The following is a 21,542-nucleotide window of genomic DNA, read 5'->3' on the forward strand; positions in this document are numbered from 1 at the left end:
GCGTGAAAGGCCTATTCGGCCTTCGTAGAGGGCTTATTCGGTGCCTGCCAGCGCGCTGTGGCTGAAACCGCCGTCCACGTAGATGATTTCCGAGCTGATGCCAGCGGACAGGTCCGACAGCAGGAACGCAGCGGTATTGCCCACGTCGTCAATGGTGACATTGCGGCGGATGGCGGTGGTGGCGGCGAACTGGTTCAGCAGCTTGCCGAAATCCTTGATGCCGGAGGCTGCCAGGGTTTTGATCGGGCCGGCCGAGATGCCGTTGACGCGGATGTTCTTCGCCCCCAGGTTGTAGGCCAGGTAACGGACGCTGGCTTCCAGCGACGCCTTGGCCAGGCCCATGGTGTTGTAGTTGGGCACAAAGCGCTCGGCGCCCAGGTAGGACAGGGTCAGCAGGGCAGAGCCCGGACGCAGGCGGGCCTGGGCCGCCTTGGCCATGGCCGGGAAGCTGTAGGCGGAGATGTCGTGGGCGATGCGGAAGTTTTCGCGCGACAGGCCGTCCAGGAAGTCGCCCGCAATGGCTTCACGCGGTGCGAAGCCGATGGAGTGGACAAAGCCGTCGAATTCCGGCCAGTGCTCGCCGAGTTGGGCGAACATGCGGTCGATCTGGGCATCGTCGCCGACGTCGCAGTCGAAGACCAGCGAGGAGCCGAATTCGGCGGCAAACTCGGTGATGCGGTCTTTGAAGCGCTCACCGACATAGCTGAAGGCCAGTTCAGCCCCTTCGCGATGGCAGGCCTTGGCGATGCCGTAGGCGATGGAACGGTTGGACAGCACGCCCGTGATCAACAGTCGCTTGCCAGCGAGAAATCCCATGTCTGCTCCTGGTATTCATGGATTCTGGAAAGGCCAGGATTCTCTCACGCAAGCACGCTCGTGATTCCTGCGCCTTGCCGGTGAGGTGTTTGCATAGTACACTTGCGGCTTCACCGGATAGCAGTTCGGATGACAGTTGAGATGCGTAGTTGAAGTGCGCTAGCGCATAACACTGTTACGGAAGACTGCTGTGGAGCTTGATCAAGGGTCGATCAAGGGTTGGTCAAGGGTTGGTGCGTGGCTCACAAGCCAGGCAGTGCCTGACCCGATCGGCTCATAAGGTGGACGCGTAGTGAGCGCGACATTGCACGAGACGACGCGAAAGCGTATGGAGTGGGCGGATTCATCCAGCCCATTTTTTTTGCTTGTGCATTGTTGTGTCGCTGGTGCGTCGCTCCAAAACATTGGTTTTTGACTCGCAAGAGTTACACAAGGAAGATTAGTCGTCGATGAGTTTGAGCTGGCAAGCCGTTGTAGAGAAAACCGTGACCGGATTGGGTTACGAGGTGGTGGGCTGCGAACGCAGCGCCGGAGGCTTGCTACGCGTCTACATCGACAAACCCCTTGTGCAGCAGCCCGGCGAAGACGGTGTTGTGGTCTGGCAGGAGCCTGAGACCCCCGTCAACGTGGAAGACTGCGAGCGCGTGACGCGCCAGTTGCGCTACGTGCTGGAAGTGGAAGAGTGCGATTACCAGCGGCTGGAGGTGTCCACGCCCGGCATGGACCGCCCGCTGAATCACCCCATCGATTACGCCCGCTTCACCGGCATGGAAGTGGAAGTCACCCTGCGTGAAGCCTTCCAGGGCCGCAAGAAGTACCGCGGTGTGCTGACCACCCCGGATGACGCCGCCCCCGATTTCGCTGCCCCGCGCGCTGACTGGCGCGTGATCTTCAGCGACGGCAAGCAGGAGCAGGCCCTGGACTTCAGCCTGGACGAGGTGCGCTCGGCCAAGCTGGTCCCGCAGATCAGTTTCAAGGGTCGTCCGGCAGCCAAGCCGGGTGGCAAGACCCCGTCGGGCGCGGGCCCTTCGGCGGCAAAGTTGGAAAAGACGGGTTTGGCGCCCCAGGCTTCGAAGGCTGCGAAGGCGACGAAGAAGAAGAGCAATGCCAAGACCCGGCAAACGGATGACAAGGTTGACGGAGGTCTCGATCAATGAACCGCGAACTGTTGATGCTGGTGGATGCCATCTCGCGCGAAAAGAGCGTGGAGCGCGATGTGGTGTTTGGTGCTGTGGAAGCGGCACTGGCTTCGGCCACCAAGAAGTTGTATGGCGGCGAGGTCGACATCCGTGTGGCCATTGACCGCGACACCGGCGAATACGAGACCTTCCGCCGCTGGCACGTCGTGCCCAACGAGGCCGGTCTGCAAAATGCCGACGCCGAGATCCTGCTGTTCGAAGCCCAGGAACAGATCGCTGACATCGAGGTGGACGACCACATCGAGGAAGGCGTGGAGTCCGTGCCCATCGGCCGTATCGGTGCACAGGCCGCCAAGCAGGTCATCCTGCAGAAGATCCGCGACGCCGAGCGCGAGCAACTGCTGAACGACTTCATGTCGCGTGGCGAAAAGATCTTCGTTGGCACCGTCAAGCGCCTGGACAAGGGCGACATCATTGCCGAGTCCGGCCGGGTCGAAGGCCGCCTCAAGCGCGGCGAAATGATCCCCAAGGAAAACCTGCGCACCGGTGACCGCGTCCGCGCCGTCATCCTGGGCGTGGACCCGACCCAGCGCGGCCCGCAGATCATGCTCTCGCGCTCTGCGCCCGAGTTCATGAAGGAACTGTTCGCCCAGGAAGTGCCGGAAATCGAGCAAGGCCTGCTGGAGATCAAGAGCTGCGCCCGTGACGCCGGCAGCCGCGCCAAGATCGCGGTGGTCTCGCACGACAAGCGCGTGGATCCGATCGGCACCTGCGTCGGTGTGCGCGGCTCGCGCGTCAACGGCGTGACCAACGAGCTGGCCGGTGAGCGTGTGGACATCGTGCTGTGGTCGGAAGACCCGGCGCAGTTCGTCATCGGCGCGCTGGCGCCGGCGAATGTGCAGTCGATCGTGGTCGATGAAGAGCGTCACGCCATGGACGTGGTGGTGGACGAGGAAAACCTCGCCATCGCCATCGGTCGCGGCGGCCAGAACGTGCGTCTGGCCTCCGAGCTGACCGGCTGGAAGATCAACATCATGACGGCCGAGGAATCGGCCGCCAAGCAGGCCGAGGAATCCGAGTCGGTCCGTCGCCTGTTCGTGGAAAAACTGGATGTGGACGAAGAAGTCGCCGACATCCTGATCGCCGAGGGCTTTGCCAGCCTCGAAGAAGTCGCCTACGTCCCCATGCAGGAAATGCTGGAGATCGAAGCCTTCGACGAGGACACCGTCAACGAACTGCGCACCCGTGCAAAGGATGCGCTGCTCACGATGGAAATCGCCCGCGAAGAGAAGGTCGATGAAGTCTCGCAAGACCTGCGCGACCTCGACGGCATCACCCCCGAGCTGCTGGCCAAGCTGGCTGCCGGCGACATCCACACCCGCGACGACCTGGCCGATCTGGCCGTGGACGAGCTGGTTGAAATTTCCTCCCTCGACGAGGCAGCGGCACGCGCTTTGATCATGAAGGCGCGCGAGCACTGGTTCAACGCATAACACCCTGCGCCGCACCAGACCGCTCCGCCCACACAAGATTTAAGGATTCAACAATGGCCGTGACCACCGTCGCCCAGTTGGCCGCAGAGCTGAACAGGCCTGCGACCACACTGCTGGAGCAGCTTCAAGCTGCGGGCGTCAAGAAGGCGTCCACCGAGGACACCCTCAACGAAAGCGACAAGGAACGTCTGCTGGAGCACCTGCGCACTGCGCATGGCACCGGCGGCGCCGAGCGCAAGAAGATCACCCTGACCCGCAAGTCCACCAGCGAGATCAAGCAGGCCGATGCCTCCGGCAAGGCCCGCACCATCCAGGTGGAAGTGCGCAAGAAGCGCGTCTTCGTCAAGCGTGACGACAACATGGACGAAGCCACGGCCGCTGCGGCGGAAGAGGCTGAACTCAAGCGTCGCGAAGAAGAAGCCCAGGCCCAGGCCGAATCCCTGCGTCAGCAGGAAGAGGAACTGGCCCGCAAGATGCGCGAGCGCGAAGAAGCCGAGCGGGCTGCCCGCGAAGCGGAAGAAAAGCGCCGCGAGGAAGAGCGTCTGGCCCGTGAGGCCGAGGCGCGTGCTGCTGCCGAAGCTGCGGCCAAGGCCGCTGCTGAAGAAGAGGCGCGTCGCGCCGAGGAAGCGAAGACCAAGGCCGCTCAGGCCAAGTCTGTCGCCAAGACCAACGAAAAGCCTGTGGAGAAGTCTTTGGAAAAAACGGCCGACAAGGTCGTCGAAAAACCTGTTGCGGCTGCTCCCGCGCCTGCGCCTGCCCCTGTGGAACCAGTGGTGGCCAAGCCGGTCCTGCGAGTCGTCAAGGCCGCCGACAATGGCGCCGACGAAAAGGCCCGTCAGGCCGAACTGGAGCGCCGCCGCAAGGCTGCCGAGGCCGAAGCGGCCGCCATTCGCGCCATGATGAATGCACCCAAGAAGGTGCTGGTGGCGAAGAAGGAAGAGCCCAAGCCGGAAGCCGCAGCTGCTGCCGCCGGCATCAAGGGAACCATTCACAAGAAGCCGGCCGGCGCACCGGGTGCTGGGGGCACCACGGCAGCCGCCGGGGCTGGCGCCAAGCCGGGCGACAAGAAATCGGTCAAGTCCGAGAAGCTGTCGTCCAGCTGGGCCGATGACGCCAAGAAGCGCGGCGGCGCGGCCAAGGGCCGCAGCGACGCGCCTGCCGGTGCGGGTGCTGCCCGTCCGGCCGGCTGGCGTGCGCCCAAGGGCGCCGGTGCCGGCCGTCGTGGCGATCGCAACGACCGCGGCATGCCGTCCAACTTCGTGGCGCCGACCGAACCGGTGGTCCAGGAAGTCCATGTCCCCGAAACCATCTCGGTGGCCGATCTGGCCCACAAGATGTCGGTGAAGGCTTCCGAGGTCATCAAGCACCTGATGAAGCTGGGTCAGATGGTCACCATCAACCAGCAGCTGGATCAGGAAACCGCCATGATCCTGGTCGAGGAAATGGGCCACAAGGCCTTCGCGGCCAAGCTGGACGATCCCGACGCCTTCCTGGAAGAAGAGGGCGCCGCCGCCGAGGCCGAGCACGAGCTGCTGCCCCGTGCGCCGGTCGTCACCGTCATGGGTCACGTGGACCACGGCAAGACCTCGCTGCTGGACAGCATCCGCCGCGCCCGTGTGGCCGCTGGCGAAGCAGGCGGCATCACGCAGCACATCGGCGCTTATCACGTCGATACGCCGCGCGGCATGATCACCTTCCTGGACACCCCGGGTCACGAGGCCTTCACGGCCATGCGTGCCCGCGGTGCCAAGGCCACTGACATCGTCATCCTGGTGGTGGCTGCGGACGACGGCGTCATGCCGCAGACCAAGGAAGCCATCCACCATGCCAAGGCGGCGGGCGTGCCCATCGTCGTGGCGATGAACAAGATCGACAAGCCCGATGCCAACCCCGAGCGCGTGAAGAGCGAGCTGGTGGCGGAAGAGGTCGTGCCGGAAGAGTTCGGTGGTGATTCGCCGTTCGTCCCGGTGTCGGCCAAGACCGGCCAGGGCATCGACGATCTGCTGGAGCAGGTGCTGCTGCAGGCCGAAGTGCTGGAACTCAAGGCCGCCAAGGATTCCCTGGCCAAGGGTCTGGTCATCGAAGCCAAGCTGGACAAGGGCCGCGGCCCGGTGGCCACGGTGCTGGTGCAGACCGGTACCCTCAAGCGCGGCGATGTCGTGCTGGCCGGTTCCACCTATGGCCGCGTGCGTGCCATGCTGGACGAAGACGGCAAGCCGGCCAACGAGGCAGGTCCTTCCATTCCGGTGGAAATCCAGGGCCTGACCGAAGTGCCGCAAGCCGGTGATGAATTCATGGTGCTGTCCGACGAACGCCGGGCCCGTGAAATCGCCACCTTCCGCGCTGGCAAGTACCGTGACGTCAAGCTGGCTCGCCAGCAGGCTGCCAAGCTGGAGAACATGTTCTCCGACATGACCGCCGGCGACGTGCAGACGCTGCCGCTGATCATCAAGGCCGACGTGCAGGGTTCGCAGGAAGCGCTGGCCGCTTCGCTGCTCAAGCTCTCGACCGATGAGGTCAAGGTGCAGATCGTGCACGCGGCGGTGGGCGGCATCAGCGAGTCCGACGTCAACCTGGGCATTGCCTCCAAGGCGGTGGTGATCGGCTTCAACGTGCGTGCCGATGCCGGTGCGCGCAAGCTGGCCGAGCACAACGATGTCGATCTGCGGTACTACAACATCATTTACGACGCCGTGGATGAGGTGAAGGCCGCGATGGCTGGCATGCTGGCGCCGGAGCAGCGCGAAGAGATCATCGGCATGGCCGAGATCCGTACCGTGTTCGTGGCTTCGAAGATCGGCACGGTGGCTGGTTGCATGATCACCAGTGGTCATGTCACCCGCAGCTCGCGCTTCCGTCTGCTGCGCGACAACGTGGTGGTCTACACCGGCGAAGTCGAGTCGCTCAAGCGCCTCAAGGACGACGTCAAGGAAGTCCGCGAAGGCTTCGAGTGCGGTATCAAGCTCAAGAACTACAACGACATCAACGAAGGTGATCAGCTGGAGTTCTTCGAGATCAAGGAAGTCGCCCGCACGCTGTAAGCGACCCCTGGCGCGCCTCGCACACCCCGCCTGGCCTACAGGCGGGGTTTGCGTTTAATGAAGAGCTGTTTTAGTGTTTTGGATGAAGAAGGTCGGATATGCGTCATAAGCGATCGATTCCTAACCGCGGTCTGCGCGTGGCGGACCAGATCCAGCGCGATCTGGCCGAGCTGATCCGTGATCTGAAGGATCCGCGCATTGGCATGGTCACGGTGAGCGCCGTCGAGGTGACGCCGGACTACGCCCATGCGAAGGTCTATTTTTCCCTGCTGGTGGGCAACCCGGATGAAACCCAGGAAGCGCTGAATGAAGCCGCCGGTTTCCTGCGCAACGGCCTCTTCAAGCGGCTGCAGATCCACACCGTGCCCAGCCTGCATTTCCATTTCGACCGCACCACCGAGCGTGCAGCCGAGATGAGCGCCCTGATTTCCAAGGCCAATGCCAGCCGCGCGCTGGACGATGAGTCCAAGGAAGACTGACCGTCCACCCGCTCCCGTTTCAAGCGCAGCCCGTGTGGGCTGCTGTGCAGTCATCATGAACGCCGTCGTTCCCCGCCCCAAGATCGAAAAGCGCGCCGTGCACGGCGTGCTCATGCTGGACAAGCCGCTGGGCCTGTCCAGCAATGACGCATTGCAGAAGGTCAAGCGCCTGATGCGGGCGGAGAAGGCCGGCCATACCGGGACCCTGGACCCGCTGGCCACCGGCCTGTTGCCGCTCACTTTTGGTGCGGCCACCAAGTTCAGCCAGGTCAGCCTGGAGGCCGACAAGGGCTACCGCGCCACGCTGCAGCTGGGCATCACCACCACCACCGGCGACGGCGAAGGCGAGATCCTCCAGCAGCGCCCGGTGGACGTGACGCCCGAGCAGATCCAGTCGGCCTGCGAGGCCTTCAAGGGCCCGATCTCGCAGTTGCCCCCGATGTATTCCGCGCTCAAGCACCAGGGCCGCGCCCTGTACGAGCTGGCGCGCGAAGGCATCACGGTCGAGCGGCAGCCCCGCCTGATCACGATTCACGCGCTCGACATCGTCCAGTGGCAGCCTGAGGCCTCGCTGCTGGTCATCGACGTGCGCTGCACCAAAGGCACCTACATCCGCACCCTGGCCGAGGACATCGGCGAGCGGCTCGGCTGCGGGGCGCATCTGGCGGCGCTGCGGCGCACCGGCAGCGGCCCGGTCCGGGTCGATCAGGCCGTCACGCTGGAGCAACTGGAAGCCATGGACGACACCGCTCGCCTAGCCCAGCTGACCGCCCCCGACAGCCTGCTGGGCGAATGGCCCGAGGTGGTTTTGAGCAACGAGGAGGCTGGCCGCTTCCTCTCCGGCATGCGCCGCCGTGTGGCGCTGGCCGATGCCCCGCAAGTGCGGGTCTACGGCCAGATGCCGCGCGCCTTCCTGGGCAGCGGGCACATCACCGGGGGCGAGCTGATCGCCGACCGGTTGCTGAGCCCCGCCGAGATTGCCTCCATGCTCATGCAGGCGGCAGGCTGAGCCAACAGGCGCAACACCGATTCACCGATTCCCAAGAACTTCAGAGTCTCCGAAGAAAGCCCGAAAGCGAAAGCCTCACCATGAGCAAGCAAATCCGCAACATCGCCATCATCGCCCACGTCGACCATGGCAAGACCACCATGGTGGACCAGCTCCTTCGCCAGAGCGGCACCTTCGCCGAGCACGAGAAGGTCGTCGACACGGTGATGGACAACAACGCCATCGAACGTGAACGTGGCATCACCATCCTGGCCAAGAACTGCGCCGTCAGCTGGAAGGGCACCCACATCAACATCGTGGACACCCCGGGACACGCGGACTTCGGCGGCGAAGTGGAACGCGCCCTGTCCATGGTGGACGGTGTGGTGCTGCTGATCGACGCCCAGGAAGGCCCGATGCCGCAGACCCGTTTCGTCACCAAGAAGGCGCTGGCCCTGGGCCTGAAGCCGATCGTGGTGGTGAACAAGGTTGACAAGCCCGGTGCCAAGCCCGACGCCGTGATCAACGCCGCTTTCGACCTGTTCGACAAGCTGGGTGCCAATGACGAGCAGCTGGACTTCCCGGTCGTGTATGCCTCGGGCATCAACGGCTGGTCGTCGCTGGAAGAGGGCGCGCCCGGTGAGAAGTGGGGCGAGGACATGTCCGCCCTGTTCGACACCATCCTCAAGCACGTGCCGTCGCAAAGCGGCGACCCGAGCGCTCCGCTGCAGCTGCAGATCTCCGCGTTGGACTTCTCCACCTTCGTGGGCCGCATCGGCGTGGGCCGTATCAGCCAGGGCACCCTCAAGCCGTCCATGGACGTGCTGGTGATGGAAGGTCCGGACGGCAAGGCCATCAAGGGTCGCATCAACCAGGTGCTGACCTTCCAGGGTCTGGACCGCATGCAGACCAATGAAGCCGGCCCCGGCGACATCGTGCTGATCAACGGTATCGACGAGATCGGCATCGGCGTGACGGTGACCAGCCCCACCAACCCGGCCCCGCTGCCGATGCTGAAGGTGGACGAGCCGACGCTGACGATGAACTTCTGCGTCAACACCTCGCCGCTGGCCGGCCGTGAAGGCAAGTTCGTCACCAGCCGCCAGATCTGGGACCGTCTGCAGAAGGAACTGCAGCACAACGTCGCCCTGCGCGTGAAGGAAACCGAGGAAGACGGCATCTTCGAGGTGTCGGGCCGCGGTGAACTGCACCTGACCATCCTGCTGGAAAACATGCGCCGCGAAGGCTACGAGCTGGCTGTGTCCAAGCCGCGCGTGGTGTTCCAGGACATCGACGGCGTGCGTCACGAGCCGATCGAGCTGGTGACCGCCGACGTGGAAGAAGGCCATCAGGGCGGCGTGATGCAGGCCCTGGGCGAGCGCAAGGGCGAGCTGGTCAACATGGAACCGGACGGCCGTGGCCGTGTCCGCCTGGAATACCGCATTCCGGCCCGTGGCCTGATCGGTTTCAGCAACGAGTTCCTGAACCTGACCCGCGGTTCCGGCCTGATCTCCAACATCTTTGACGGCTACGAGCCGCACAAGGGTGACATCGCCGGTCGCAAGAACGGCGTGCTGATCTCGATGGACGCCGGTGAAATCTTCACCTACGCCCTGGGCAAGCTGGACGACCGCGGCCGCATGTTCGTCAAGCCGAACGACCCGGTGTATGAAGGCATGATCGTTGGCATCCACAGCCGCGACAACGACCTGGTGGTGAACGCCACGCGTACCAAGCAGCTGACCAACTTCCGTGTCAGCGGCAAGGAAGACGCCATCAAGATCACGCCCCCGATCGAGCTGACGCTGGAATACGGCGTGGAGTTCATCGAGGACGACGAGCTGGTGGAGATCACCCCCAAGTCGATCCGCCTGCGCAAGCGTTTCCTGACGGAAAACGAGCGCAAGCGCGCACAGCGCAGCTGAGCATCAGCCTGAAGGGCCGCTTCCGCTGGGCGTTACCGCCCGCACGGAATGCGTGCCCGGCCCCACAAAGAGCGTCGCACTGCGACGCTCTTTGTTTTTTCACATGACCTTTTGCTCTTTTGGCGGGTAGGGGAATCCGTCAAGATGACGGAGTCCGAGAGGGCGGCTTCGGGGTGTTATGGTGCTGCCCGCGCTGTTTGATAAAGATTCGCCGCACGCCTTGAAGCGTGACGGCCATGAACTGGAGATTTGACGTCGTGATTCCGTCGCTGCAATCTGAAGGTCTGGTGCTGGCCGAGGTCAATGGCTGCCTGGGCCTGATCACGCTGAACCGCCCGCAGGCGCTCAATGCGCTGTCGCTGCCCATGATTCGCGACCTCACCACGCTGTTGAAGGCCTGGGCGGCAGATGCACGCATCCAGGCGGTGGTGGTGCTGGGCGCCGGCCGTGAAGGCAAGCCGGCAGCGTTCTGCGCCGGGGGCGACATCCGCTTCTTCCACCAGGCCGCGCTGGCCGGGGATGCGGCGCTGGATGCGTTCTTCACCGAGGAATACGCGCTCAACCATCTCATCCACCAGTTCCCCAAGCCCTACATCGCGCTGATGGACGGGGTGGTGATGGGCGGTGGCATGGGCATCAGCCAGGGCGCCAAGCTGCGGGTGGTGACCGAGCATTCCAAGCTGGCGATGCCGGAGACCAACATCGGACTGTTCCCGGACGTGGGCGGCGGCTACTTCCTGTCGCGTTGCCCGGGCTCCAGCGGCGAATGGCTGGCGCTGACCGGGCAGGTGATCGGCGCGGGGGATGCGATCGAGCTGGGCCTGGGGGACGTGTTCGTCAAGAGCAGTGAGCTGCCGGCCATCATCGAGGCTTTCCGCACCGGGCCTCAGGACAGCGCCGAGCATGTTGTGGCGACGGTGATGGAGCGTGCGGACCTGGCGCCGGATGCGGAGCACTGGGAATCGCGGCAGAAAATCAACCAGCATTTCAGCGCGGCGTCGGTGCCGGCGCTGATGGCGTCGCTGGCAGCGGATGCGGATCCGTGGGCGCAGGCGACGCTGGAGGTGCTGAAGAAGCGCTCCCCGCTGATGATGGCGGTGACGCTGGAGCAGGTGCGGCGCGCGCGGGGCATGTCCCTGGCGGATGACCTGCGCATGGAGCGCGATCTGGTGCACCACTGCTTCCACCTGCGGCCCGGCGCGGCCAGCGAGACGGTGGAGGGCATCCGGGCTTTGGCGGTGGACAAGGACCATGCGCCGAAGTGGAATCCGGCCAGTGTGGATCAGCTGGATGCGGCGGAGGTGGCGAAGTTTTTTGTCAGTCCGTGGGCGGGGCAGGAGCATCCGCTCAAGGGGCTTCAGTAACGCGAGTGACTGAGGGGGAGCGGCGACGGCCATGCTCCGGTGGCCATGCTGGTCGCACAATCGCAGCTGGTTGTGGCCGGCGACGGCCGGTTTGCATGAGCGTGCGGCTCAGTCCCTTTGCCATTTCTCGGCGGCTGGAGGGGCGCAACGCCCCCCAGCGTCTCTCCCAGCCCGGCAGCAGCGTAGCAGTGCCCCGATGCGATCATGAACCGCAAGCGAGGTTGGTTCGCGAGTTGCATTGAAAATGTTGGATTTGGCTTTTGCTCCTGAATTGATTCCAGTTGAGCGGAGACGTCAGGGGGGGATAATAAATGAAGTATGGATTTGAATTAAGAGCACTTCCCTCCATACATGACTCTGCAATATCAAAAATCGAGAGGCTCCGGCTTGCAACAAGGGAATTGCCCTCGCCATGGGACTCGAATGCGGATGCACAAATAAATATAGACCGCTCTGGCTCGGTACATTCAATCACTGTTTCGAAGCTGCTTGGAAAAGGGCTGAAAGGAAGAATATATTATCAAGATTGCGTGGGTGCTTTCCAGGCTGTGAATAATGATGACTTTGGGAGCATCACGTTCGATCCGCGCAAAGTTGAGTTGGATTTATTTCTTGACAATGTCTTTTTAAAATATGTAGATTCATTTGGTGCATATTTTGCAAGACTTTTGGACGAAGAATTCATATATCGTGACTTCGATGCGAAGCGTTCATTTGGCGCAGAAATTAGGACTAGAGTATTTAGGCTTCCACTTGCAGGCTACTTTAGTGAGGAGTTGTGTAGGACGTCATTTGGACTAAGTGCGAAAGAATTGGTTGACTTGCTTGATGGTGCCGTCGATACCGTGCAGAAACATGAAAATGGTTTGTTCCTGGTGGTGACAAGAAAGATTTTTCCTGCAGATGAGTTTGACGCCTTAAGCAGGTCGCTACACAAGCTAATTCGCGGAAATGATCAGCATCGGGCCAATCTGATGCCTTGGCTTGTTGATTGATTGACGATTCATGAGCACCTCTCGTTCGTAGAAAGGTGCGGTCGAAGTGTAAGGAGCGCCACCGCGGCTCCGTAGGGGTCCGAGAAGAAGCATCTTGAGTAATCCCGCTCGAGCCCTACGGATCGCGTCGCGATCTGGGGTCTGGGTTGCTGCCAAATTCCAACGTATTGCAGATCTGTATTGATATCAATGCGGCCTACGCCAAAAGCGCTGCGAGCGCGCGGCCGGAGGCGGTCATCAATACTCACGGAATATGCTTAATCCCCAAGACCTTGTAGACAACTTTAGCAACGTGGTGGATATCGGCTCCGGTGTCTTCCGATCAGAGTTGAAGACGTCGAAGGTTCACTACTTTTATGTTTGCCTGGCAGAAGATGCTGCCCATCATGACCTGCTCATTGTTTCGCAGAATCAATTTGACGATCAGTTTGCAAAACAGGTTTTTGAATCCGCCGGCGCTCTGCGTCCTGCCAACGGACTGTTGAAGATGCCAGGGGCAGGGGCAGCGAGCGGACAGCGGACGGCCATGGCCACTTTCATGTTGTGTTGAGAACTGGGCGCGGGCCTTGGGCATGTCGGACGCCTCAAACCGCTGGGCCAGGCGCTGCGGGCGCGTGCACATCGCAGCGTCATGATGGTGCGGGATCTGGTGCAGCCAGCCGGCCTGCTGGGGATGTCGAATGAACAGATATGACCTAGTTTGTAATATTGAATTCTCTCTTAGCGAGGATCGGTTTTCGCGTCTGATGCTTGTGGATCCGGTGTTCAAGAGTTTAGAGCGAGCCCTGAAGACTGATGGAAAAGGCCTTTTTTGTCTGGGGCTTCCGCTATTGGAGTGTCTGTGGGCCGGTAAAGTTCTTAAGCGCCACAAAATCGATTCTTTTCCCGTGCCTGTGGAATATGCGTGCGCTACGGTTTCAAAAGATGACGCTCGTGAAGTGGCGAAGCTGTATTTGAAGCGAGTTGAAGATCAAAATAGACGCTTTTTTGAAAAAAATCTCATTGAGGCCCGCCTTTCTCCTGCGCTGTCAAGAATGACTTATGGATTCATTTGTCAGCCTGTGAAATCTGAAGCTGAGTGTCGACTGCCGGGAGGGCTCACCATCTGTGTGGACAAGGTTAGCGCTCAGGTTTGGGAAGAGGTGGATTTTACTCAACTCGATTTGATGAAATGGTTGATCTGCGAATGAGCCCCGAATTCTAGAGGCACGCGTCGCGCAATCTTGTTGCCTAAACTAATCGGCAATATGCAATGAACTGGGACGAAGGGGTGAGCTCGAATATCCGGTAAGAGCGTTGAGAGACTAGAGATGACTCAGGGCCCCAGGCGCCCCCCGCCCATCCCGGCGACGTACCTCTAAATAAATAAATCTCGCCGTTCCTTATCGACTTCAACAGCGCGAAGCCGCTGCGCTCATCGCTCTCCGAGGTTACCTAATTCTGTATCTGCCATGAAAGAAATTCCGACCGCAAACGGGGCTGACCTCTCTTTTGGGGACGATCAGACGTGCCTTTGCCAAGGCAATCCTTTCACTGGAGTAGCCGTCTTCTATCGAGCGAGCGGAACACGGGAGAGTGAAGTCGAATACTTGGACGGAATACAACAAGGTCTAATGCGCGATTGGAATGAGTTTGGCGTCTTAGTGCTTGAAGCTGAAGTAAGAAATGGCGCATATCACGGTTTGGTAAGATACTTCTCCGATCACGGCCAACCTTTGCGGGAAGAGGACTATGAGTTTGGAATATGCACTGCTCGCAGGGTGCATGACGAGGGTGGGGCGGTGCGTGAGACGTTCTCTATAGCCCCAACCGATTCGGGATTCAGGGTCCTTCAGGCAATGAGAAAAGCCGTCGAGTAGCCAAGCGCCTCCGCGGACCCCGCCGCTGGCTACACAGATCAGATTCGAGCGACCTCCCCATCCTCAGGCCTCCCATTTGCCGCACACTCCCGTTCACGGTCTACCCAAGGCCCGCCGCAGCCATCGGTGCACCCCAAACAATCAGGTCCTACGAAACAAGTAAACGGCTCTAGACCGGGAAGGAAGCCACATGTCGGGATTGCAGCGCGAGCAGGAGCCGCCAGCCGCTGAGGCCGAAGACGAGGACACTCGTCGCCTTCGCAGCGTCGGCGACGCCACCTATCGCCATCTGGTGGAAGGCGTCCTCGACTACGCGATCTTCCTGCTGACCCCGACAGGCCACATCGCCACCTGGAACGCCGGCGCCCAGCGCATCAAGGGCTACAGCCCCGCCGACATCATCGGCAAGCACTTCTCCATCTTCTACACCGCGTCCGATGTCGCCGCCGGCTGGCCCCAGAAGGAGCTCACGCTCGCCCGCGAACGCGGCCGCATTGAAGACGAAGGCTGGCGCGTGCGCCAGGACGGCAGCACCTTCTGGGCCAACGTCGTCATCACCGCCATCTACGACAGCCAGAACGAATTCCTCGGTTTCGCCAAGGTCACCCGCGACCTGAGCGACCGCCGCCGCATGGCCGCCTTGCAGGACGAGGGCCGCCGCATGACCGAGTTCATCGCCATGCTGTCCCACGAGCTGCGCAATCCGCTGTCGCCCATCATGAACGTGCTGGCCATCATGGCCCGCGAGCCGCAGAGCCCGCGCTCGCAGTGGTGCCTGGACGTGGCGGCCAAGCAGGTGCGCCATATCAACCGCCTGGTGGAAGACCTGCTCGATGTCAGCCGCGTCACCACTGGCAAGGTGCGTCTCACGATGGAGCGCCTGGACCTGGACGATGTGGTGAAGGAAGCCGTCGAGGGCATGCGGCCGACGCTGGAGGAACGAGGCCATGCGCTGGCGGTCCACGGGCTCTCGCAGCCGCTGTGGATGCAAGGCGACCGCACGCGCTTGATCCAGCTGGTCTCCAATCTGCTGAACAACTCGATCAAATTCACGACGCCGCCGGGCCAGATCGAATTGACCTTGATGCAGCAGGGCGCGGAGGTCTGTCTCTCAGTGTCCGACGACGGGATCGGCATGGAGCCGGACACGCTCAAGCGCGCCTTCGAGCCGTTCTCCCAGGCAGAAAGCCGCTACAGCCGTGGCGAAAGCGGTCTGGGTCTGGGTTTGGCGCTGGTCCGCAGCATCGCGCAGCATCACGGCGGGAGCGCGGAAGCATTCAGTGGTGGCCTTGGACAAGGGTCGGTCGTGTACGTGCGCTTGCCGCTGATCGATCAAGGCGCTGCCTCAAGCGACGCTGCGCCCCGTTCGCAGGACAAAGGGCAGGACGCTTCAGGGGCGACGCGTCGGCTGCTGATCGTGGACGACAACATCGATGCCGCCGACAGCCTCGCCATGCTGCTGCGCACCCTGGGTCATCAGGTCACGACCGCGCACGACGGCCTGCGGGCGCTGGAGCTTATCCGTGAGCAGACGCCGGACGTGGTGCTGCTGGACATCGGCATGCCCATGCTCAGCGGCCTGGAGGTGGCCCGGCATGTGCGCAGCGACCCATTGCTGTCAGGCGTGAGGCTGGTGGCGGTGTCGGGCTACGGACAACCGCTGGACAAGCTGGCGGCCAGCAGCGCCGGCTTTGACGACCATCTCGTCAAGCCGGTGGATGTGCAGGATGTGGTCAAGGCCCTGCAGGCGGTGACGGCGGTGGAGGCCGTGAACGCCGTGAAGGCCGTGAAGGATGTGGAGTCGGCGCCACCCTCTCATGGGCCGACTCGATGAAGGTTCACGCGCGCAACGCTCTGCGTCCCACCCGCTCCGCCTGATTCAAGGCCAGAGATAACGCAGCCATTGCGGCCGCCACGACAGCGTCATCGCGACGGTCAGCACCGCTGCCGCCAGCAGCATCAGCCAGACCAGGACGGCCATCGAGACATGGTCAGCCCCCAGGCACAGTGCCAGCGAAGCCGCCAGGGCCACTGCACCCATCACCCTGAGCAGCCTGACGGCTCTTGCGGGCTGCGGTCGATTGCCCTGTGCCTGTTCCCAATGCGTGTCCATCGCCAGCGCCAGCCAGCCGAACCCGACGATGGCCGCTGCCGCAGCGGCCAGTTGCAGCACCAGCGGATCAACCACGGCTCACCTCCGCGGTCGTGAGGCTGGTCGATGCGGCACCGAGCGCGGGTGGGGCGTCAAGGCCGGAACCCGTCCCTGCGCTCGCACGTGGCACTTCATTCGCGCCTGCCTGAATCGCCTCAGCACGTGTCTTCCGTCCCAGATGACGCGCCGCCCATGCGCACACCCCCGCCAGCGCCAGCAGGCTCAGATCCACACCCGCCACCGGCCAATAGCCGTTGGACAGCGTCCGCAGCAGGTGGTCCCCGGTGCTCACTGCATTCGCAACGACGGCCGCCACCGCCACAACCGCGACCACGCCACATTGCTCCCGCCACGCCGGATTGATCCGTCCCAGCGCCACCGGCGCACTGCGCAGGCAGGCATGCACCAGCGCCAGCGCCCAGGCGCCCCAGAACACCCGCTGCTCCCACAGGCCCTTGCCGACCAGGTCCTCCGGCAGCAACCGGTTGGAGAGCAGCATGGCCACGGTGGCGATCAGCATGCCGGTCATCGTGGTCACGGCCATCGCATCCACGATCCGGCTGCCCTGGCTGCCCGCCTTCGCATGTTGCGCCTTGCGCTTCTCGACAAAGAAGATGAACCCAGTGGCGATGCACACGCAACCAGTCAACCCGCCCAGCACGTACAGCCAGCGCAGCAGCCAGTGCCGGAAGTGCTGCAGGTGCAGGCCTTCCAGGAATTCCGTGGCGTTGTCGACGGCGGTGCGCGGCGGATCTTCCCGCAGCAGTTCACCGGTGCTCGCCTTGAAGTGGATGCCTTCCCCCGTCAGCGCCACGCGATCAGTCCCGGCGCGGTAGACGCTGACGTAGGCGTTGGCATCGCCGGGATGCTGCACCTGCAGGTAGCCCACTTCCCCGGCCATGCCCTTGGCCTGCCAGCGGCGCTGGGCCTCGGCCACCATTGCATCCACCGAGGCCATGCCCGCCGCCACACCCGCCCGCTCATGCGGCAGACCGGTCTCGGACGCTTCGATCTTCTCGCTCAGCTCATGCAGCGCATTGAGCTGCGTGTGCGCCACCGGGAAATAGATGCCCGCAAAGATGACCAGCCCGGTGAACGCAAAGAAGAAGTGAAAGGGCAGGGCCACGACGCCGGTGAGGTTGTGCAGGTCCAGCGTGTTGCGCTGCGTGCTCTTGTGGCGGCGGAAGGTGAAGAACTCGCGGAAGATCTTGCGGTGCATCACCACGCCGCTGACCAGCGCGGCCAGCATCATCAGCGCTGCAAAGCCCACCACCCAGGTGCCCAGCTCTTTCCAGGTCACATTCAGGCTGTAGTGCATCGGGTAGAACCACTGGCTGCCGATCGCCAACTGGCTCTGCGGCAGCAGCTTGCCGTCGCGAGGGTCCATCGCATGCACGGCCCACAAGGTCTCTTCCGGATCCTTGGCGTTGGGCACCGCAAAGCCGGCAAACACGGTGGTGACGGGGTCCCGGTGGGTGGTGTAGACGCCCCAGGTCTTCACCTCGTCAAACCGCTGAGGCAACGGGCCGTTGACCCGGTCCTTCACTCCGGCCACCACGGCGGGGTCCGGCTGCATGGACGCCAGCGCTGGCGCCAGCATCTTGTCGAAGGACGGCATCGGTTGCGGCTCGAAGCGCGACTGCGGAATCGACCAGCGGTCGATTTCCCGATCAAACACCGACAGCGAGCCGAAGAAGAACACCACCACCAGCACAAAGCCCAGCACCAGGCCGAACCAGGTGTGCAGCCAGGCCATGGAGAGTCGAAAACTTTGGAACATCAGGCTGCCTCCACTCAGACCAGCGCGCGCTGCAGCAAGGTCGCCGCACCGGCCATGACCCCGGCGCCGACTGCCAGCGTCATCCAGAGGCGCAGCACGCTGCGGGCAGCGAAGGCCCACAGGAACACGCCCAGATAGACCAGCAGGCCCAGCATGGCCGACAGGTGCTCCGCATCATGGAAGGACAGACCGGCTGCGTAGGTGCCCGCCAGCGCCAGGGCCATGAAGCCCCAGCAGAAGAGATAGCCGCCCACCGTCGCCGCAAGGATGCGAAGGAGCACGGGCAGCGTGGGCAGTGCAGGCAGAGCGGACCGCAGGCGGATCCGCGTCGTTGAGGAGGTCATCGTGTGGAAGCGGCAATCAAGGCGGCCCCAGGGACCCGGGAGACTCGCTGGCCGAGGCCGCAGTGTCCTACAAGATGAGAATGATTCCTATCGGGATGCGCTGAAAAAACGGTCATTCGATGGGGAGAAACCGGTGCCTGGGCGGTGTGCGTCCAGTGTGTCCGGCCTCAGCGCGGAATCGTGTAGATTGCGGGGCCTTCCTCTGGAACTCTCCATGCGCACCATCCTGTCTCCCATGGGCCGTCGGGCCCTGATGTCCTGGGCCGGCAAGGGCCTGCTGGCGGTCAGCGCCCTGGCGCTGCATCTGCAATCACCCGCGCAATCTCCCGCGCAATCACCCGCGCAAGCGCCTGCGAAATCCGCCGCTGACGCGGGCCTGCCCGTCTACACGGTCAAGGTGGTGAAGGCCTATCCCCATGACCGCGGTGCCTTCACCGAAGGCCTGTTTTTCAAAGACGGATTCCTGTGGGAGAGCACCGGGCTCAAGGGCCGCTCCGGCATCCGCAAGGTCAAGCTGGAAACCGGCGAGGTGGTGATGGACACCAGCCTGCCGGCCGAAGTCTTCGGCGAAGGCATCACCGACTGGGGTGACCGCGTCGTCGGCCTGACCTGGACCGACCAGATCGGCTACGTGCTGGACATGGGCAGCCTCAAGCTGTGGCGCAAGTTCAGCTATGCCGGGGAAGGTTGGGGCCTGACGCAGAACGGCAAGGAGCTCATCATGAGCGACGGCACGCCGCAACTGCGCTTCATCGATCCGGTCTCGTTCAAGGAGACCCGGCGCGTGCGGGTGACCGCAGGCGGCAAGCCGGTCGAGAAGATCAATGAGCTGGAATGGGTGGAGGGCGAGGTGCTGGCCAACATCTGGCAGACCGACCGCATTGCACGCATCGACCCGGCCACGGGCAAGGTCACCGGCTGGATCGACCTCACCGGGTTGATGACGGAGCGCAACCCCGAGGCGCAAGGGGAAGACGTGCCCAATGGCATCGCCTACGACGCCAAGACCAAACGCCTGTTCGTGACTGGCAAGCTTTGGCCGAAGCTGTTCGAGGTGCAACTGGTGAAGGCGGCGGGCCCACGGCGCTGAGGGGCGCCTCAGTCCATCTGCTTGCGCAGCAGATCGGACTTCCCCCGCAGCGCTTGCGCGCCCGGCTTGTCGCCGGCGCTGTCCAGCCGGCCTGCGGCCTCAGTCGCCGCCTTGGCCGCTTCCTCGAAGGCACTGATGGCCGGCCAGCGATCCTCGGTCGGCAGCAGCCGGCCCTTGTCGAAGTGTCCAGCCACCCAGGGTTTGCCGGGCTCTTCCAGCACGCCCAGCAGCAGCTCGCCCTTGGACGCACGGCCCAGGAAGCTGCGCTTGACCACGCCGCCTTGCACGTCCTTCAGCACCCCCAGCCCATCCGCGTTGTCGCCGATGCAGGCGCCTTCCCACTGCACAGAACTGGCGGACCATCCCTCAGGGGCCGTCAACACCCGGCACGCCGCCGAGGCATGGGTGCCAGTGGCCGCCAACAGCAGGGCAGCGACGGACGAGAAGAGCGTGGAGCGGAAAACACGTGAGCTCATGGGCACGATGGTGTTGAATGCGATGCCTCAGGATAGCCGCAGCGCTATGACCTTCCCATGAGGGAAGCTCTCCAACTGCAACGGGGTGACAGCGCCACAACATCTGCTTGCAATCGGGATCACAGACGTGCGAGAGCCGTGCAAAAGTCAGCGACTTCGCCGCGCTGCGCTCGCCCACAGCACCGCACTTGAGGCACCCTCTGGATCAGCCTTGCCGCGCCGGATCGGAAATTCCGGCAGCGCGCTGCGGGAATCCCGGAGAATCGCGCACTCTGGATCGACCCCGATCCGCTCCCGAGCATCTGGAATGACCTCCAACACTCCCAGCCGCGCCACGGCCTGGTGGATCTGCGGCCTGGTGGCTGCGGCGCTGTACGGCAACTACTACGTCTACGACTCCATCGGCCCGGTGGCCGACGCGCTGCAGACCCAGCGCGGCTTCAGCGACACGCAGGTGGGCCTGCTCAACGCCGTCTACAACCTGCCCAACGTCGTGCTGATCCTGCTCGGCGGTGTGCTGGTGGACCGCTTCGGTGCGGCCAAGGTGACGCTGGGCACCGCCGCCATCTGCCTGGCCGGCGCGCTGCTCACCGCCTTGAGTCCCAACTTCGAAGGCATGGTGGCCGGGCGCCTGCTGTTTGGCATTGGCGCTGAAACCTTCGGTATCTCCACACTGGCCGTGCTGGCCGAATACTTCGCCGGCAGCAATGTGGCCTTCACCATGGGCCTGGCGCTGTCCCTGGGACGGCTGGGCTCGTATTCCACCGACATGTCGCCCACCTGGTTCCCACAGGCCTATGCGCAGGGCTGGCAGCCGCCGCTGCTGATTGCCGCGGCCATGGCGGCGGCCTCGTTTGCCGCGGCCTTGCTGTACTGGTGGCTGGACCGACGCGTGGCGGCCTCGGCCAAGCAGGTCGCCGCACCGCAGGCCCAGCCCTTTGTATGGCGGGACCTGCTGCACTTCGGCAAGGCCTATTGGTATTTGCTGATCCTGTGCGTGCTTTGGTATTCGGTCATCCTGGCGTTTCGCAGCACCTTCTCGATCAAGTACTTCCAGCATGTGCACGGGCTGGACCTGGCGGCTGCGGGAGAGATGAACAGCTACGTGTTCCTCGCCGCCGTCTTCGCCACGCCGGCCTTCGGATGGCTGTGCGACCGGGTCGGGCGGTATGCCCCGTTCCTCGCCTTCGGCTCGGTGCTGCTGCCGATCTCGCTGGCGGTGATGGCGCTGAGCCACTCGGGCCTGTGGGTGTCCACCGCGCTGATCGGGGTGAGCTTCTCGCTGGTGCCGGCCGTCATGTGGCCGCTGGCCAGCAAGGTGGTGGCCCCCCATCGCTTCGGCACCGCCATCGGCCTGATGTGGGTGGTGCAGAACGCCGGCATCGGCGGCGCCAACCTGGTCGCCGGCTGGCTCAACACCCGCGCCGGCGCCAGTGCGCAAAACCCGGCCGGCTACAACGACATGATGCTGTTCTTCGGCCTGTGCAGCGTGGTGGGCGCGGTGTTTGCGCTGGTGCTGTGGGCGACGGCGGGCCGCAAGCATCAGGAACTGGCGGCGCGGGAACGGTGATGCTCACCGCCGCCTGACGGAGCGCGCTGAA

18 protein-coding genes are annotated in these 21,542 nt (G+C 63.3%); 13 read left to right on the forward strand and 5 right to left on the reverse strand.

Annotated elements, in window-relative coordinates:
* Positions 1 to 33: 33 nt before the first annotated feature.
* Positions 34 to 816, reverse strand: coding sequence for an enoyl-ACP reductase FabI (gene fabI, locus DES44_RS07735; protein WP_058935493.1), 783 nt, complete (start codon positions 814 to 816; stop codon positions 34 to 36).
* A gap of 449 nt (positions 817 to 1,265) precedes the next feature.
* On the opposite strand from fabI, the gene rimP reads away from it, so the two are divergent.
* The 11 genes from rimP (at position 1,266) to DES44_RS07780 (ending at position 15,933) form a co-directional block, all read left to right on the forward strand.
* Positions 1,266 to 1,973, forward strand: a complete 708-nt coding sequence (gene rimP, locus DES44_RS07740) for a ribosome maturation factor RimP (protein ID WP_510640541.1) — start codon at positions 1,266 to 1,268, stop codon at positions 1,971 to 1,973.
* Positions 1,970 to 3,448 carry a transcription termination factor NusA gene (nusA, locus tag DES44_RS07745; RefSeq protein WP_058935492.1) on the forward strand — a complete coding sequence of 493 codons (1,479 nt, stop codon included), beginning with the start codon at positions 1,970 to 1,972 and terminating at the stop codon, positions 3,446 to 3,448. The genes rimP and nusA overlap by 4 nt, the downstream gene beginning before the upstream one ends.
* Positions 3,449 to 3,501: 53 nt before the next feature.
* Positions 3,502 to 6,489, forward strand: a complete 2,988-nt coding sequence (infB, locus tag DES44_RS07750; protein WP_058935491.1) for a translation initiation factor IF-2 — start codon at positions 3,502 to 3,504, stop codon at positions 6,487 to 6,489.
* A gap of 98 nt (positions 6,490 to 6,587) precedes the next feature.
* Entirely contained in the window at positions 6,588 to 6,968 is a 381-nt protein-coding gene (rbfA, locus tag DES44_RS07755) for a 30S ribosome-binding factor RbfA (RefSeq protein WP_058935490.1), read from the forward strand.
* A gap of 55 nt (positions 6,969 to 7,023) precedes the next feature.
* Positions 7,024 to 7,977 carry a tRNA pseudouridine(55) synthase TruB gene (gene truB, locus DES44_RS07760; RefSeq protein ID WP_058935489.1) on the forward strand — a complete coding sequence of 318 codons (954 nt, stop codon included), beginning with the start codon at positions 7,024 to 7,026 and terminating at the stop codon, positions 7,975 to 7,977.
* A gap of 80 nt (positions 7,978 to 8,057) precedes the next feature.
* A complete protein-coding gene (typA, locus tag DES44_RS07765) occupies positions 8,058 to 9,881 on the forward strand; it encodes a translational GTPase TypA (protein WP_058935488.1) in 1,824 nt (607 codons plus the stop codon).
* Between the two features lie 236 nt (positions 9,882 to 10,117).
* Positions 10,118 to 11,245: an enoyl-CoA hydratase/isomerase family protein gene (locus DES44_RS07770; RefSeq protein ID WP_116001371.1), complete on the forward strand. Its 1,128-nt coding sequence runs from the start codon at positions 10,118 to 10,120 to the stop codon at positions 11,243 to 11,245.
* A gap of 311 nt (positions 11,246 to 11,556) precedes the next feature.
* A complete protein-coding gene (locus DES44_RS24595; RefSeq protein WP_147307014.1) occupies positions 11,557 to 12,240 on the forward strand; it encodes a hypothetical protein in 684 nt (227 codons plus the stop codon).
* A gap of 253 nt (positions 12,241 to 12,493) precedes the next feature.
* Positions 12,494 to 12,790 carry a hypothetical protein gene (locus DES44_RS07775; protein ID WP_058935487.1) on the forward strand — a complete coding sequence of 99 codons (297 nt, stop codon included), beginning with the start codon at positions 12,494 to 12,496 and terminating at the stop codon, positions 12,788 to 12,790.
* 130 nt (positions 12,791 to 12,920) lie between these two features.
* Positions 12,921 to 13,430: a hypothetical protein gene (locus tag DES44_RS24600; RefSeq protein WP_147307015.1), complete on the forward strand. Its 510-nt coding sequence runs from the start codon at positions 12,921 to 12,923 to the stop codon at positions 13,428 to 13,430.
* Between the two features lie 859 nt (positions 13,431 to 14,289).
* Positions 14,290 to 15,933, forward strand: coding sequence for a hybrid sensor histidine kinase/response regulator (locus DES44_RS07780; RefSeq protein ID WP_058935486.1), 1,644 nt, complete (start codon positions 14,290 to 14,292; stop codon positions 15,931 to 15,933).
* A gap of 45 nt (positions 15,934 to 15,978) precedes the next feature.
* Here DES44_RS07780 and DES44_RS07785 read toward each other — a convergent pair whose 3' ends face one another.
* From DES44_RS07785 to DES44_RS25935, 3 genes are read right to left on the reverse strand one after another with little or no spacing between them, the layout of a single operon-like run.
* Complete coding sequence (locus DES44_RS07785) at positions 15,979 to 16,287, reverse strand: DUF3325 domain-containing protein (protein WP_058935485.1); 309 nt, start codon at positions 16,285 to 16,287, stop codon at positions 15,979 to 15,981.
* On the reverse strand, positions 16,280 to 18,031 hold the full coding sequence (locus DES44_RS07790; protein ID WP_083525656.1) for a PepSY-associated TM helix domain-containing protein: 1,752 nt from the start codon (positions 18,029 to 18,031) through the stop codon (positions 16,280 to 16,282). Before DES44_RS07790 ends, DES44_RS07785 begins: the two co-directional genes overlap by 8 nt.
* A gap of 14 nt (positions 18,032 to 18,045) precedes the next feature.
* Complete coding sequence (locus DES44_RS25935; protein WP_310732342.1) at positions 18,046 to 18,375, reverse strand: iron uptake protein; 330 nt, start codon at positions 18,373 to 18,375, stop codon at positions 18,046 to 18,048.
* Between the two features lie 214 nt (positions 18,376 to 18,589).
* Between DES44_RS25935 and DES44_RS07800 the strand changes: the two genes are divergently transcribed.
* Complete coding sequence (locus DES44_RS07800; RefSeq protein WP_232309786.1) at positions 18,590 to 19,465, forward strand: glutaminyl-peptide cyclotransferase; 876 nt, start codon at positions 18,590 to 18,592, stop codon at positions 19,463 to 19,465.
* Positions 19,466 to 19,473: 8 nt separating this feature from the next.
* Here the strand turns inward: DES44_RS07800 and DES44_RS07805 are convergent, their stop codons facing one another.
* A complete protein-coding gene (locus tag DES44_RS07805) occupies positions 19,474 to 19,941 on the reverse strand; it encodes a hypothetical protein (protein ID WP_058935484.1) in 468 nt (155 codons plus the stop codon).
* 307 nt (positions 19,942 to 20,248) lie between these two features.
* Here DES44_RS07805 and DES44_RS07810 point away from each other — a divergent pair, with 307 nt between their 5' ends.
* Positions 20,249 to 21,511, forward strand: a complete 1,263-nt coding sequence (locus DES44_RS07810; protein WP_058935483.1) for an MFS transporter — start codon at positions 20,249 to 20,251, stop codon at positions 21,509 to 21,511.
* Positions 21,512 to 21,542: the final 31 nt, after the last annotated feature.

Source organism: Roseateles depolymerans, assembly GCF_003387155.1.
GTDB lineage: Bacteria > Pseudomonadota > Gammaproteobacteria > Burkholderiales > Burkholderiaceae_C > Roseateles > Roseateles depolymerans.

Excerpts from the sequence above, each read along its gene's own strand:
- fabI (WP_058935493.1), bottom strand. The coding sequence starts at position 816 with ATGGGATTTCTCGCTGGCAAGCGACTGTTGATCACGGGCGTGCTGTCC.
- rimP (WP_510640541.1), top strand. The coding sequence starts at position 1,266 with ATGAGTTTGAGCTGGCAAGCCGTTGTAGAGAAAACCGTGACCGGATTG.
- nusA (WP_058935492.1), top strand. The coding sequence starts at position 1,970 with ATGAACCGCGAACTGTTGATGCTGGTGGATGCCATCTCGCGCGAAAAG.
- infB (WP_058935491.1), top strand. The coding sequence starts at position 3,502 with ATGGCCGTGACCACCGTCGCCCAGTTGGCCGCAGAGCTGAACAGGCCT.
- rbfA (WP_058935490.1), top strand. The coding sequence starts at position 6,588 with ATGCGTCATAAGCGATCGATTCCTAACCGCGGTCTGCGCGTGGCGGAC.
- truB (WP_058935489.1), top strand. The coding sequence starts at position 7,024 with ATGAACGCCGTCGTTCCCCGCCCCAAGATCGAAAAGCGCGCCGTGCAC.
- typA (WP_058935488.1), top strand. The coding sequence starts at position 8,058 with ATGAGCAAGCAAATCCGCAACATCGCCATCATCGCCCACGTCGACCAT.
- DES44_RS07770 (WP_116001371.1), top strand. The coding sequence starts at position 10,118 with ATGAACTGGAGATTTGACGTCGTGATTCCGTCGCTGCAATCTGAAGGT.
- DES44_RS24595 (WP_147307014.1), top strand. The coding sequence starts at position 11,557 with ATGAAGTATGGATTTGAATTAAGAGCACTTCCCTCCATACATGACTCT.
- DES44_RS07775 (WP_058935487.1), top strand. The coding sequence starts at position 12,494 with ATGCTTAATCCCCAAGACCTTGTAGACAACTTTAGCAACGTGGTGGAT.
- DES44_RS24600 (WP_147307015.1), top strand. The coding sequence starts at position 12,921 with ATGAACAGATATGACCTAGTTTGTAATATTGAATTCTCTCTTAGCGAG.
- DES44_RS07780 (WP_058935486.1), top strand. The coding sequence starts at position 14,290 with ATGTCGGGATTGCAGCGCGAGCAGGAGCCGCCAGCCGCTGAGGCCGAA.
- DES44_RS07790 (WP_083525656.1), bottom strand. The coding sequence starts at position 18,031 with ATGTTCCAAAGTTTTCGACTCTCCATGGCCTGGCTGCACACCTGGTTC.
- DES44_RS25935 (WP_310732342.1), bottom strand. The coding sequence starts at position 18,375 with ATGACCTCCTCAACGACGCGGATCCGCCTGCGGTCCGCTCTGCCTGCA.
- DES44_RS07800 (WP_232309786.1), top strand. The coding sequence starts at position 18,590 with ATGCGCACCATCCTGTCTCCCATGGGCCGTCGGGCCCTGATGTCCTGG.
- DES44_RS07805 (WP_058935484.1), bottom strand. The coding sequence starts at position 19,941 with ATGAGCTCACGTGTTTTCCGCTCCACGCTCTTCTCGTCCGTCGCTGCC.
- DES44_RS07810 (WP_058935483.1), top strand. The coding sequence starts at position 20,249 with ATGACCTCCAACACTCCCAGCCGCGCCACGGCCTGGTGGATCTGCGGC.